10 protein-coding genes are annotated in these 13,473 nt (G+C 56.8%); 4 read left to right on the top strand and 6 right to left on the bottom strand.

Going from position 1 to position 13,473, the window contains the following annotated elements:
• Positions 1-149: 149 nt before the first annotated feature.
• A complete protein-coding gene (locus NST04_RS05735; RefSeq protein ID WP_341183518.1) occupies positions 150-1,838 on the top strand; it encodes a PucR family transcriptional regulator in 1,689 nt (562 codons plus the stop codon).
• On the opposite strand, the gene NST04_RS05730 is transcribed toward NST04_RS05735, so the two are convergent.
• From NST04_RS05730 to NST04_RS05705, 6 genes are all read right to left on the bottom strand, one after another.
• Entirely contained in the window at positions 1,804-3,171 is a 1,368-nt protein-coding gene (locus tag NST04_RS05730; RefSeq protein WP_341183517.1) for an aspartate aminotransferase family protein, read from the bottom strand. The two genes, NST04_RS05735 and NST04_RS05730, sit on opposite strands and share 35 nt — an antisense overlap.
• Positions 3,172-3,202: 31 nt before the next feature.
• The gene (locus NST04_RS05725) at positions 3,203-4,666 is read right to left on the bottom strand and encodes a CoA-acylating methylmalonate-semialdehyde dehydrogenase (RefSeq protein WP_341183516.1); all 1,464 of its coding nucleotides are present in this window, start codon (positions 4,664-4,666) and stop codon (positions 3,203-3,205) included.
• Between the two features lie 100 nt (positions 4,667-4,766).
• Positions 4,767-5,876, bottom strand: a complete 1,110-nt coding sequence (locus NST04_RS05720; protein WP_341183515.1) for an ABC transporter substrate-binding protein — start codon at positions 5,874-5,876, stop codon at positions 4,767-4,769.
• A gap of 207 nt (positions 5,877-6,083) precedes the next feature.
• Positions 6,084-6,938: an ABC transporter permease gene (locus NST04_RS05715; protein WP_341183514.1), complete on the bottom strand. Its 855-nt coding sequence runs from the start codon at positions 6,936-6,938 to the stop codon at positions 6,084-6,086.
• Positions 6,938-7,750, bottom strand: a complete 813-nt coding sequence (locus NST04_RS05710; protein WP_341183513.1) for an ABC transporter permease — start codon at positions 7,748-7,750, stop codon at positions 6,938-6,940. Before NST04_RS05710 ends, NST04_RS05715 begins: the two co-directional genes overlap by 1 nt.
• A gap of 2 nt (positions 7,751-7,752) precedes the next feature.
• The gene (locus NST04_RS05705) at positions 7,753-8,535 is read right to left on the bottom strand and encodes an ABC transporter ATP-binding protein (protein ID WP_341183512.1); all 783 of its coding nucleotides are present in this window, start codon (positions 8,533-8,535) and stop codon (positions 7,753-7,755) included.
• Positions 8,536-8,847: 312 nt separating this feature from the next.
• Here NST04_RS05705 and NST04_RS05700 point away from each other — a divergent pair, with 312 nt between their 5' ends.
• The 3 genes from NST04_RS05700 (at position 8,848) to NST04_RS05690 (ending at position 13,160) form a co-directional block, all read left to right on the top strand.
• On the top strand, positions 8,848-10,440 hold the full coding sequence (locus tag NST04_RS05700; protein ID WP_341183511.1) for a histidine kinase N-terminal 7TM domain-containing diguanylate cyclase: 1,593 nt from the start codon (positions 8,848-8,850) through the stop codon (positions 10,438-10,440).
• A 273-nt stretch (positions 10,441-10,713) separates the two neighbouring features.
• Positions 10,714-11,559 (top strand): DUF72 domain-containing protein, encoded by an 846-nt coding sequence (locus NST04_RS05695; RefSeq protein ID WP_341183510.1) that lies wholly within the window; start codon positions 10,714-10,716, stop codon positions 11,557-11,559.
• Between the two features lie 116 nt (positions 11,560-11,675).
• Complete coding sequence (locus NST04_RS05690; protein ID WP_341183509.1) at positions 11,676-13,160, top strand: alpha-amylase; 1,485 nt, start codon at positions 11,676-11,678, stop codon at positions 13,158-13,160.
• Positions 13,161-13,473 lie beyond the last annotated feature (313 nt).

Below are 13,473 nucleotides of genomic sequence, written 5' to 3'. Positions count from 1 at the left end.
ACTCTGATTTAAGTTAAGTTTCCTGACATATTATATTTAAACTATAGTCAATCCGTTTTTTCGTTACATTAGACAGATTGTCTAATTTCAAATGTCTATTTTTTACGTGTGAGAATAGCCTGAGAACGAAGTGAATGAGGGGGAAGCTTATGGACTGGGAACTTGTATTTACGATCCGCGACGCGCTGAAGCGGCCGCTGTTCGCTGAAGCTGAGCTGATCGGGGGAAGAAACGGCCTGAACCGGGCTATCCGCTGGGTGCATGTGCTGGAGAGTGCGAGCCTGGAGAGTCTGATTCATGGGGAAGAGATGATTCTGACCACCGGAATGAGCGCAAGCACGGATCTGGACGCCGCCCTGTCTTTCATGCAGAATCTGATTGATAAGAACGCCGCCTGCCTATGCATCGAGCTGGGAGCCTACTTCAGTGCCATTCCGCAGGAGATGATCGCTCTTTCGAACCTGCATGATTTTCCGCTGATCCAATTCACCCGCACTGTACGGTTCGTCGACATTACACTCGATCTGCATTCCCTCATCATCAACCGCCACCACCGGATGCTGCAAGAGCTGGAGAGTATCTCCCGCGAATTCCACCGGCTGACCCTAACCTCCCAGGGAACCCTTAAGGTCCTGCAATTGTTATGTAAAAGCACCCGCACACAGATTCTCTATATGCAGCTGCAAGGCAAACCGCTCTTCTTCCCGGCCCTTGCGCCCGAGGAGCAGCGTCCGCTGCTTGGCTTCTTTGAGACCTTCAGCGAAGAGATGGAGGGAGCAGCGCCGGAGGCCGCCCCCTATATCCGCGAATACGGCCACAATACCATCGCCGTGAAGCCCGTAGGAGCCTTGGATCAGACCTGGGCCTATATCCTGATGGTCTGTAATCACAAGCCGCAGGAATTCGACTGCCTGCTGCTCGATTCGGCCTCCTTATCCATCGCACAGGAGCTGCTGCGCACGCGGTACATGGAAGAACGGAAGCTGTTCTCGGAGAATCTGTGGGTGGATGAGCTGGTAGGGGGACGCACTCAGGACGACAACCGGCTCAAGGGGCTGGTCGGCCCGGACTTCAACCTGGTCAATGAGCTGCCCTACCGGGTCTGCCTGATTGAGATCGAGAATCCCCGGGATGTCAAATGGAACAGCTCGGAGAATGACTGGGAATCCATCACCTTCCATCTCTCGCTCATCCTGCGCTCCATCTTCGAGAAGCACTCCCTCCGGCCGCTGATCACCCTGAAGAACAACCGGCTGACCGTCATTGCGCTGGATATCCAGTCCAAGCTGCCCGGCAAGCTGCGCCTGCAGCAGGCGCTTGATTCCCTGCAGCATATCCGCGCGGATGAGAAGCTGAAGGACCTGCAACTCGTCATCGGAGTCAGCAAGTCCCACCGGGGCCTGAAGCATGCTCATGCCGGTTACCAGGAAGCCGTACAAGCGCTGTCCCTCTATTCCTGTTACCAGAAGCCGGTCCTCATGTATGAGGAGTTAGGCGTCTTCCAGCTGCTGCTGAGCCTGAACGACGGCAAGACGCTGGAGAATTTCATCCGCAGCTATATCGGCCCGCTGATTGACCACGATGAGGCAAAAGGCAGCGAGCTGCTGCTGACGCTGCGCGTCTACCTCGATCATGACGGGTCGAAGCAGATCGCCGCCCGCAGCCTCTTCATCGTCCGGCAATCCCTCTACTACCGGCTGGACAAAATCACCGAGCTGCTCGGCGAGGACTTCATGCTCCCGGAGAACCGGATCTCCATTCAGGTCGCCCTGCGCGCCTACCAGTTCCTGTACCCGGAGAAATTCACTCTGCCCAGCTCCCGTTCAGCACAGCTGTGAAGGTATCGATGATGAACTGCACATCCTCATCCGTCGAGGATAACGGCGGAGCGAAGGTGAGCACATTATTGAAGCCAGCCACCGTATCGCCGTTCTTGCCGATGATCAGCCCTTTGGCTTTGCAGTCGGCTATAATCCCCTTGACGATGCTTAGCTCGGTGGGCTGTTTGGTGGATTTATCCGCCACCAGCTCAATCCCAACGACCAGCCCGAAGCTGCGGATATCGCCAACCAGCTTATGCCCAAGCAGCCCGGCGAACCCGTCCGCCAGCATACGTCCCAGAATCCCGGCGCGCTCCACAAGCTGCTCCTGCTCCAGAATCTCCAGGTTGCGCAGGGCCAGCGCACAGGCAGCTGGATTGCCGCCGAAGGTGTTCACATGACGGAAGTGCCCGTATTCATCGCTGTTATCCTTGAAGGCCTCATAGATCTCCTTGCGCACAGCGGTAGCGGATAACGGCAGATAGCCGCTCGTCAGCCCCTTCGCCATCGTGACAATATCGGGCTTGATTCCGAAATTGTGGTGACCGAACTTGCGGCCGGACCGCCCGAAGCCGCAGATCACCTCGTCGATAATCAGCAATACGCCATGGGTACGGCAGATCTCCTGCACCCGGTCCATATAGACCTGATGCGGGACGATCACGCCCCCGCCGGTAATGACCGGCTCCATAATCACCGCCGCTACAGAGGCTACACCTTCCCAGACGATCATATCCTCAATCGCCTGCGCACACTGGAGGTTGAACGCCTCTTCGGTCATGCCGGCCGGACGGCGGTAGCTGTCCGGCGGCGCCACATGCAGGAACCCCCCACTCAGCGGCTCGTACTTGTACTTGCGCTGCGCCTGCCCGGTCGCCGCCAGGGCGCCAAGCGAGCTTCCGTGATAGCCCCGGTAGCGGGCAATGAATTTATGGCGGTCAGGCTGGCCGGTCTGCTGCTGGTACTGGCGGGCGATTTTGAAGGCTGCTTCGTTCGCTTCCGACCCGCTGTTGGAGAAGAAGATGACATACTCATCCTCCAGCCATTCATTCAGCTTCTCAGCCAGCGCGATGGCCGGCATATGGCTCTGCGTCAGCGGGAAATACGGCAGGCTCAGCAGTTGGTTATACGCCGCCTCCGCCAGCTCCTTGCGCCCGTACCCCACATTCACACACCACAGGCCGGACATGCCGTCCAGGAATTTGTTGCCGTCAGTATCGGTAACCCATGATCCGCTTGCGGATGCTGCAATCATTGGCGGATGCTGCTCACTGTAAGGGGTCATATTATGCCACAAATACCGCTGGTCCTTCTTAACCGCCAGCTCGCTTTCTTTACCCAGACTCTGCACGGCACACTCTCCTCCCTCGGGTTTCCTTCTTTTAGTAACGCGCGGTAATCATTTTCTTGCGGGTGTAGAACTCCACACCGTCACGCCCGTTCGCATGCAGATCTCCATAGAATGATTTCTTGTATCCTGAGAAAGGGAAGAATGCCATCGGTGCCGGCACGCCCAGATTGACGCCCAGCATCCCCGCATCAATCTCCTCGCGGAATTCGCGGACCGCCCTGGCGCTGTCCGTATAGATACACGCTCCGTTGGCAAAGGGAGACTCATTAGTGACCGCTATCGCCTCCGCCAGATCCTTCACACGCACCACTGACAGCAGCGGCGCAAAAATCTCATCACGCCAGATCTTCATGCCCGGCCGCACATGATCGAAGATCGTCGGGCCCAGGAAATACCCGCTGCCCGCGGCCGCAGCATCCTTACGGCCATCCCTCACCAGCACCGCCTCCTCGGCAAGCCCAGCTTCAATGTAATCGATCATCCGGTCTTTGTTCGCCTGCCGGATGACCGGGCCCAGGAACACCCCCTCCTCCTTGCCGTTCCCAATCTTCAGCCCGTCCGCGGCCGCAACGATCCGGCTCACCAGCTCATCGGCAATATCCTCCTGCACCACCACTACAGCGCAGGCCATGCACCGTTCGCCTGCAGAGCCGAAGGCTGCGGATAGAATATTCTTCACCGCATGGTCCAGATCGGCATCCTTCAGCACGATCGAATGATTCTTCGCGCCGGCAAGCGCCTGCACCCGCTTGCCGCGTGCGGTCCCCTGCTTATAGACATATTCCGCCACCGGCTGCGAGCCGACGAAGGAGACCGCCTTCACCTCCTCATTTGCAAGCAGGCCGTCCACCACCTCATGCGCCCCGTGTACCACATTCAGCACCCCCGGCGGGAAGCCCGCTTCTGCGAACAGCTCCGCCAGCCGGTTCACCAGCAGCGGGGTCCGCTCGGAGGGCTTCAGCACAAAGGTATTACCGCAGGCTACCGCCAGCGGGAACATCCAGCAGGGCACCATCATCGGGAAGTTGAACGGGGCGATGCCGCCCACAACTCCCAGGGGATAACGGAACATGCCGGACTCTACGCCTGTCGCGATATCCGGCAGCTGGCTGCCCATCATCAGCGTGGGAGCGCCGGCGGCGAATTCCACGCATTCGATGCCGCGCTGCACCTCGCCCAGCGCTTCCTCCAGGCTTTTGCCGTTCTCCAGCGTAATTAGCTCGGCCAGCTCCTTGCTGTGCTGCACCAGCAGCTGCTGGTACTGGAAGAAATAGCGGGCACGGCGCGGCACAGCGACTCTTTTCCACTCGGAATAGGCTCTGGAAGCTGCCCGCACGGCTGCATCCAGCTCCTCCCGGCTGGAGATCGGCACATAGGCAATCACCTCACCTGTCGCCGGGTTGAACACTTCCTCCTGCCGCCCGGATGAAGACTCCACCCAAGCTCCGTTCACATAGTTCATCACTTTACCGGCCTGCCCCGTGAGCAGTGTCATCGACTGCACCTCTTTCCCTGTGTTCGTCCGCTACCCTAGAAGAGATGACCGCCTTACCAGGCGGCCATCTGCTTCAGCTATGAAGGAATTCTGTTACCTGTTATTTCGCAGCCATCTCTACAATCTCGTTCGTGTAGGCCTCCTCCACCTTGGAAGCCGTCTTAATGACTCCGAATTTCAGCGCGATATCGGCGGTCTGCTGGAAGGCAGCAGCATCCGTATAGCCCAGCTTGGAAGCATCGAAGCCCTCCGGCTGGATTAGCTTGGCAACCTCCGTCATCATCGTCAGCTGATGCTCCCGGGTCGTGCTGCCCGCTTCGGCAAGCTTCATCACACTGTCCACAGCCGCTTCGGGATCAGCAATCGCATCCGCCCAGCCCTTCAGAGAAGCGCGGACGAACTTGGCCGCCGTCTCCTTGTTGCCCTCCAGCCATTCCTTATTGGCGAACAGATTGTCTTCGAGCATCGCCACCCCTTCGTCATTCATGTCGATAACACTGAGGTCCTCTGCCTTGATGCCTGACTCCAGCACCACCTGATATTCGTTGTAGGTCATGGCCGAGGCCGCATCCAGCTCACCGCCGAGGAACTGGTCCATCGTGAAGCCCTGCTTGGTGAAGTTCAGATCCTTGCCTGAATCCAGCTTGTATTTATCAAACAGCGCCAGAAGCTCAAACTCATTGCCGCCCATCCAGTTACCCACCTTCTTGCCCTTCAGCTCAGCCGGTGTAGTGATGCCCGCTTCCTTCTTGGATACCAGCACCAGCCCGCTCTTCTGGAAAATCTGGGCGATCTGCACCAGCGGCATCTCCTGCTCCTGGCTGGTCAGCAGACTCGCCACCCAGTCCACCCCGATATCGGCCGAACCGCCGGCCACCTGCTGCTCAGGCACGATATCCGGCCCGCCCGGCAGAATCTCGACCTTCAGGCCCTCTGCCGCATAATACCCTTTGTCCTGCGCCAGGAAGTACCCGGCGAACTGGGCCTGCGGCACCCATTTGAGCTGCAGCTTCACAGTGACCGGCTCAGCCGCCGGTTCTGTGGTCGCCGCAGCTTCCGGCGAAGCTGACGCCGCATTCCCCGCAGTCGCTTCTGCACCGGAGGGACCGGCGTTGTTGTTACCGCCACAGCCTGCAAGCAGCGAGATCAGCATTAGAACCGCCGCAAGCCATAACCCGCCACGAGTTTTGCCCTGTTTACCCTTCATCATAGCAACTCCCCCTACCACTCAAGTTTTTTTGTAAGACAGCCTGACACAGCATGATTGCGCTCTTATTGCTATATGCATACAGCTTGTGCCTGGCAGCTTCTTTATCTCCTGCCAGCGTACAAACCGGATGTAACAGTTCCAGGGTTGCGGATGTTGCGATTACAGGCATTGCGATTACAGGCGCAGCGGATACTGCGGGAATTCACGCTACGCCCGCCGGGAAGGGTGCCACTTGATAAATACCTTTTCCAGCCGCTCCACGACCAGGTAAAAGATTACTCCGGCAACCGCAGCAAGCACGATGCAGGCCCAGCCCAGCGGCATCTTCGCCACCTTGATGGAATTCGAGAGCAGATACCCGAGCCCCCGCGAGGAGAAGAAGAACTCCCCGACAATTGCCCCGATCATGCTCGCTGTTGCGTTGATCTTCAAGGCAGTGAATACATGAGGCAGACTGTTCTGAATCCGCAGATGGCGGAATACCGCCCGCTTGCCTGCCGCATAGGAATGCATCAGGTCCAGCGCCAGCGGGTCCACAGCCGCCATGCCCTTGTAGGCATTGATCGCCATAGCCGCCATCGTGACCGCGGTCACAATCGCCGCCCGCGAGCCGATGCCGTCTCCGAACCAGAGGTTCATGATAGGGGCGAGCGCCACTATGGGAACTGCATTGAGTGCAGCTACCATCGTGAGGCTGCCGCCGCCCCAGCGGGGCCAGGCCGTAGCAGCCAAGGCAATCAGGAAGCCGCAGCCGGAGCCGATCAGCATACCAAGAACAGCTTCAGTGAGGGTATACCCGGTGTAAGAGAGCAGCAGACTGAGATTATCCCGCATCGCTTCAGCGATGGCGGAGGGGAGCGGCAGCTGATATTTCTTCAGATCGAAGATGCGGTGAAAGATCTGGAGCTCCCACAGCAGCAGGAACAAAGCTCCGGCAAGCAGGGGCAGCACGAACCCGGGGTTCAGCCATTTCAGGAATTTCCATGGATCTCTGCCTTGCTCTATATCCGTCTTAATAACGTTGTTAGAGGATGCGAATTCGTGAACCGTATTGCTGTCCATTAGCGGCTGCCTCCTTGGGGACGGAATTCCGGCTGCCAGGGGGCCACCAGACGTTCCACCAGACTCATCAGCCAATAGCTGGCCATACCCAGCAGAGCACCAACCAGTACCGTGGACCAGAACATGTAAGTATGGGAGGGCCCATAATAGAGATTGCGGAGCATAATAACCCCGATCCCGCGCTGTGCACCCATCAGCTCGACCAGAATTGCGCCGGTTACAGCCAGCGGCGCTGCAATCTTCAGCCCGCTGAACAGTCCCGGCAGCGCTGCCGGGAAGCGCAGCTTCCAATATACAGCCCACGGCTTAGCGGCATAAGAGTGCATCAGCTCCAGGGCAGAGGGGTCCACACTCCGCAGACCGCGCAGCATATTCAGCGCCACCGGGAAGAAGGTGATATAGCCCGAGATGATGATCCTCGACATCTGCTCATCCCGCACAATACCGTATATGATCGGCGCCAGCCCCAGAATGGGAATCATCTGCGAAGCAACGGCATACGGGAAGGCAAGCTGCTCTACCGTCCGGGAGAGGCTCATCAGCACGGCCAGCAGCACTCCGGAGAGCGCTCCGATCAGGAAGCCCACCCCGGCATTGCCGAAGGTGGCTCCCCCTTCCCGGAGAAGGGTGCCGCTGTACTGCCACAGGGTGAGCGCCACTTCATGAACATAAGGCAGCTTGGACTGGGCCAGCGGAGTCTTCGCCACATGCAGCAGCCACCAGGAGACTGCCTCCCACAGCACCAGCAGACCGCAGATCCAGACAAGCAGCGGCAGTGTACGCCCCCGCATTAACGCACGGTTCAGCTTCATAGCTACACCCCTTCGAAGCTGTCGCGGATACGGGCAATCAGCTCGAAGAACTCCGGACTGTTCCTCATATCTGCTGTACGCGGACGGGGCAGCGGAATATCGACAACCGCCGAGAGTCTGCCCGGATGCGGAGACAGGACGAACACCCGGTCCGACAGGAAGATCGATTCAGGAATGCTATGGGTAACGAACACAATCGTGCTCTGCACCTTGCTCCAGACAGAGAGCAGCTCTTCATTCAGCCGCTCGCGCGTGAATTCATCCAGCGCCGAGAACGGTTCATCCATGAGCAGAATTTCCGGCTCCATGGAGAGCGCCCGGGCAATGGCTACGCGCTGCTGCATCCCCCCGCTGAGCTGCCAGGGATACTTGTCGGCGAACCCCTGCAAGCCTACGAGATCAAGCAGCTCCAGCGCTTTGTCCTCACGAACGGATTTCTTGACGCCGAGCAGTTCCAGCGGCAGCGTAATATTATGCTTGACCTTCCGCCAGTCATAGAGCACCGGACTCTGGAACACAATACCGTATTTCTGGGCCAACCGGGCCTCCTTGGCGCTTTTGCCTGCCACCATAATATTTCCTGCCGTTGGTGTGATAAGATCTGCCATCAGCCTCAGCAGCGTAGTCTTTCCGCACCCGGAGGGACCCAGCAGGGAGACGAACTCCCCCTTGGCAATATCAAGACTTACCTGATGCAGGGCCAGCACGTCTGCCGTCTCCGTCTGGTAACGCATTTCGACATGCTCCAGCTGTATTTCAGGAATTTTTGCTGCTACTAGTGACATCTCCAGTCCCCCTCCATCCCTGAATCTATTTAATGTTAATTAACATAACATATAATTCGCAATTTCAGTATTTTTTCTGTACTCATGTACGATTAATTAACATGTTACACGCTGCCCGTGAATCCCACATTAGACAAAGCGTAACATTGAGACAGTGAAATTCCGTCACTTTGTCTAAGGGGCCGCTTACAGTGTAAATAATAGAACAGATTGCCGATAAAAATAGTAATCACATTTACTTACATTTCATTTTGTGTCCAGGAGACTATTCCCAATGTCCTATGCTCATCACAACCCATGGAGGCGCTCCCCATGGCATCTATGATTTCCAACTACATTATTATCGTTTCGATCTCCGGTGTGCTGAATGCCTTGCTCGCCCTGTTTGCTTTTTACAGGAAGACTGACTTCTCGGGTCTGCGCGCATTCATCGTCAGCTCCGCCGCCTCGGCGGTATACACATTCGCCTTCGCGCTTGAACTCTCAGGGAACTCGATGGAACAGATTAAGTTCTGGATCAAGCTGGAGTATCTCGGGATGCCGTACATCGCACCCTCCAGTCTGCTGATGATCATGCATTTCGTGGGCTTAGAGAAGCTGGTCTCCAAAAAACTGCTGGTCCTCCTCTACTCCGTCCCCGTGATCTCCACGGTGCTTGTGTGGACCAACGACTCCCATCACCTGTTCTATAAGTCTATCTACTTCCGGGGAGACGCGCCTACACCGCTGGTGGATATCGTGATGGGACCCTGGTATATCGTGCAGGGCAGTCTGACCTTCGGCTGTATGCTGGCCGGGATGTGCCTGATCCTCTGGCGCTGGGGGCGGATGCGGCGGGCTTATCTGCGGCAGATGCTGATTATTTTTGTCGGACAATTCCTGCCTGCGCTGGGGGCCTTCCTCTATCTGATGGACCTGATTCCGTATGGAACAGACCCTGTTCCTGTAGTGATGAGCGTAACCTCGTCCCTGTATATATGGGCCATTCTGTCCAGAGGGATGCTGACCGCCGCACCGATTGCCCGCGAGAATCTGTTCGAGAGCATGCGCGACGGCGTACTGGTCACGGACCTCTCCGACAAGCTGGTGGACTATAACCGGGCCGCTGCCGAGATGCTTGAGGATCTGGATGCCGCAGCCATCGGCCGCCCGCTGGCCCAGCTCTTCCTGCCTGCCGGCAAGGAGGCGTTCGATTATGTAATGAATTCCAATCCTCAGATCAGCGAAGAGCAGGAGCTGGTATGGCATTCCGGCGGAGAAGTCCGCTATTATCAGGTCCGTTCCTCCCCCGTGCAGAAGCATGACGGCCATCTTGCCGGGCGGATGATCATGCTGATCGATGTTACCGAACGCACCCTGCTCCAGGAAAAGCTGCTGCAGCTCGCCACCATCGACAGCCTGACCGGTATCTACAACCGGACCCACTTCATGGAGCTGAGCCGGCAACGGCTGAAGGAAGCTGCCGGCTCCGCCGCCCCCTTTTCGGTCATCCTGCTGGATATCGATTTCTTCAAGAGCATTAACGACCGCTACGGGCACCATCACGGGGATATGGCCTTGCAGCATGTAGTAAGCGTATGCCGTCAGCATGTCCGGGAGGGCGATGTCTTCGGACGGTATGGAGGTGAGGAATTCGTCTTAAGCCTGCCGGGAGCCCCCTTGAAGGAAGCGGCCCTGATCTCTGAGCGCATCCGCAGGGACATCGAGCACAGCACCTTCTCCACCTTCACAGGAACAATTAAAATCACAGCCAGCTTCGGCGTGACCGAAGCCCTCGGCCGTTCGATCTCACTGGAGGAGCTGCTCTCAGAAGCAGACCATGCCCTCTACTCCTCCAAGCGGAACGGCCGCAATAGCGTTCATCTGTATGGCGTCTCCTCCATCACCCGCTTCAAGCCCATGTGATGGAGGCAACCCCTCTTTTCCTGCCCCGCGCGGCACCTCACGCTTCCCCTGCGCATATCAAGTAGAAAGAATAAATGGCACCCGCCGGGTATAACCGCCTGCTCTTTTGGTGATACCAGCTTCCATAGCCCCTTTTCCTCCAGTTCCTTCCTGTCTCTACACTGATTTCCGTCATTCCTGTTCTCCTGTTGTTTGCATAGGCGGGTTTTCAGTTTAATAAGAGTTAGCCGATCCGTTCGGTCTTCATTCCATAGTTGCGAGGGGGAAGGGACTATGATCAAGATTGGGCTGACCGGCTTCGGGGACCATGAGGAGCTGTACGGCAAAATCAAACCCGCCGACCGCCTGCCCGCTTACAGCGCCCATTTTCCCATTGTGGAGATTGACAGCTCCTTCTATGCGGTTCAGCCGGTCCGAAATTACGAGAAGTGGGTGCATCAGACGCCGGAGGCATTCCAATTCATTGTGAAGGCTTATCAGGGAATGACCGGACATCTGCGGGGGAAAAAGAATTACTACGATACGCCGGAGGAGATGTACCGGGCCTTCCATACCTCTATCGCCCCTGTCCGTTCAGCGGGGAAGCTGGCGATGGCCCTGTTTCAATTCCCGCCCTGGTTCGACTGCACCAAAGACAACGTGGATTTCCTGCGTGAGGCGAAAGAGCGGATGCTGGATGTGCCCGCTGCCATCGAATTCCGTAATGATTCCTGGTACAGCCCTGAGATGCGTGAGCGGACCCTCCGGTTCCTGGAGCAGGAAGGCTGGATTCACACGATAGCCGACGAGCCGCAGGCAGGTTCCGGCTCCATCCCGATTGTCCCTGTCGCCACCCGGCCGGATCTCACCTACGTGCGGCTGCACGGGCGCAACACTGCAGGCTGGAATCAGAGCAGCCACCCGGACTGGCGCAAGCTTCGCTATCTGTACTGCTACAGCACCGAGGAACTGACGCAGTGGAGGGACCGGCTGCTGGAGCTTGAACAGACCTGTAAGAATATTTACGTGGTATTTAATAATAATTCTGCCGGGGATGCCACTCCTAATGCCCTAGAGCTGCAATCGCTGCTCGGGATCGACGGCGGACTGGCCCCGCGCCAGCTGGACTTGTTCACCTGATGTACAGAGGTCTACATATATCTCTTCTACTCCTTGCTGAAGTGCCAGCATTACCAGAAGCTCCAGATCAGACAACCGTCTGAGTCGTCTTACACATGTAAAGGAGGCCTACCTATATGAAGAGAAATCATACTATGATGCAGTTTTTTGAATGGCATGTCGCGGCGGATGGACAACACTGGAAGCGTCTTGCCCAGATGGCCCCGGAACTAAAGGCGGCGGGAATGGATGCGGTGTGGGTCCCCCCTGTTACCAAAGCCGTCTCCCCCGAAGATACCGGCTATGGGGTCTACGATCTCTACGACCTTGGTGAATTCGATCAAAAGGGCGGTGTGCGCACGAAGTACGGAACCAAGCAGGAGTTAATCGACGCAATTGCCGAGTGCCTGAAGAACGGCATTGCAGTCTACGTGGATCTGGTCATGAACCATAAAGCCGGAGCGGATGAGACGGAGGTCTTTGAGGTCATTGAGGTGGACCCGAACGACCGCACCAAGGATATCTCCGAGCCGTTCGAGATTGAAGGCTGGACCAAATTCGATTTCCCGGGGCGCGGGGATGAATACTCCAGCTTCAAGTGGAATCATACCCACTTCAACGGAACCGATTTCGATGCCAAGGAAGGCCGCAGCGGCGTCTTCCGGATTGACGGCACGAATAAAGGCTGGAATGAGAATGTGGATACCGAATTCGGCAACTACGACTACCTGATGTTCGCCAACATCGATTACCTCAATGCAGATGTGAAGCAGGAAATGCTGAACTGGGGCAAATGGCTGGTCGATACGCTGCAATGCAGCGGATACCGGCTGGATGCGATCAAGCATATCAACCACGAGTTCATCAAGGAATTCGCCATGGAGATGAAAAAGAAACGCGGCGAGGACTTCTACATCGTCGGTGAATTCTGGAACTCCAATCTGGAGGCCTGCCGCGAATTCCTGAACACTGTCGATTACCAGATCGATCTGTTCGATGTCTCTCTTCATTACAAGCTGTACTCCGCCGCACTGGCAGGCCGGGACTTCGACCTGACGCATATCTTCGATGATACGCTGGTCCAGACACATCCCGCGAATGCAGTCACCTTCGTCGACAATCATGATTCCCAGCCTCATGAAGCGCTGGAATCCTGGGTAGGTGACTGGTTCAAGCAAAGTGCCTATGCCCTGATTCTGCTGCGCCGCGACGGATATCCCGTGGTCTTCTACGGGGATTATTACGGCATCGGCGGCCCTGCCCCGATGGAAGGCAAGAAGGACGCCATCGATCCTCTGCTCTGCGCCCGCTACACCAAGGCGTACGGGGAGCAGGACGATTACTTCGACCATCCGAACACCATCGGCTGGGTCCGGCGCGGCGTTCAGGAGATCGAAGGCTCCGGCTGCGCTGTAGTCATCTCCAACGGAGACAACGGAGAGAAGCGGATGTTCGTGGGTGAAGCGCGCAGCGGAGAGGTATGGGAGGACTTCACCCATAACCGCGGGGAGTCCGTCACCATCGGCGAAGACGGCTGGGCCGTATTCCCGGTGAACGGCGGCAGCGTCTCCGTCTGGGCACTGCCCGAGCCGAAGCCGGCCGACGCCTGCGCGGAGGAGTGAGCTTATAAAGATGAAAAATGCCGTCCCTGTTGTTAGGGGGACGGCATTTTTTCCACAAATTATCCACAAAAGAAATATATTACTCTCCACAAACCATAACAAGTTACTCATTTGCTAATCTGGTACTCATTCGGCCCACTTCCAGCACCATTAAGGGGATTTATCCCCGATGTTATCCACATTTTATCCACAGAATGCACAACATCCGATGAACCCCACAGAATTCCTATTGTGAATAACGCAAAGTAGACGAATCCACGCCGCAGGGGCTATGAATTCGCCTATTTATGCTGGGCAAGACATAGCTTGCAGT

The organism is Paenibacillus sp. FSL H7-0756, from assembly GCF_038006765.1.
In the GTDB taxonomy this organism is placed as follows: domain Bacteria; phylum Bacillota; class Bacilli; order Paenibacillales; family Paenibacillaceae; genus Paenibacillus_AQ.
This window is presented reverse-complemented; position numbering and strand designations above follow the sequence as displayed.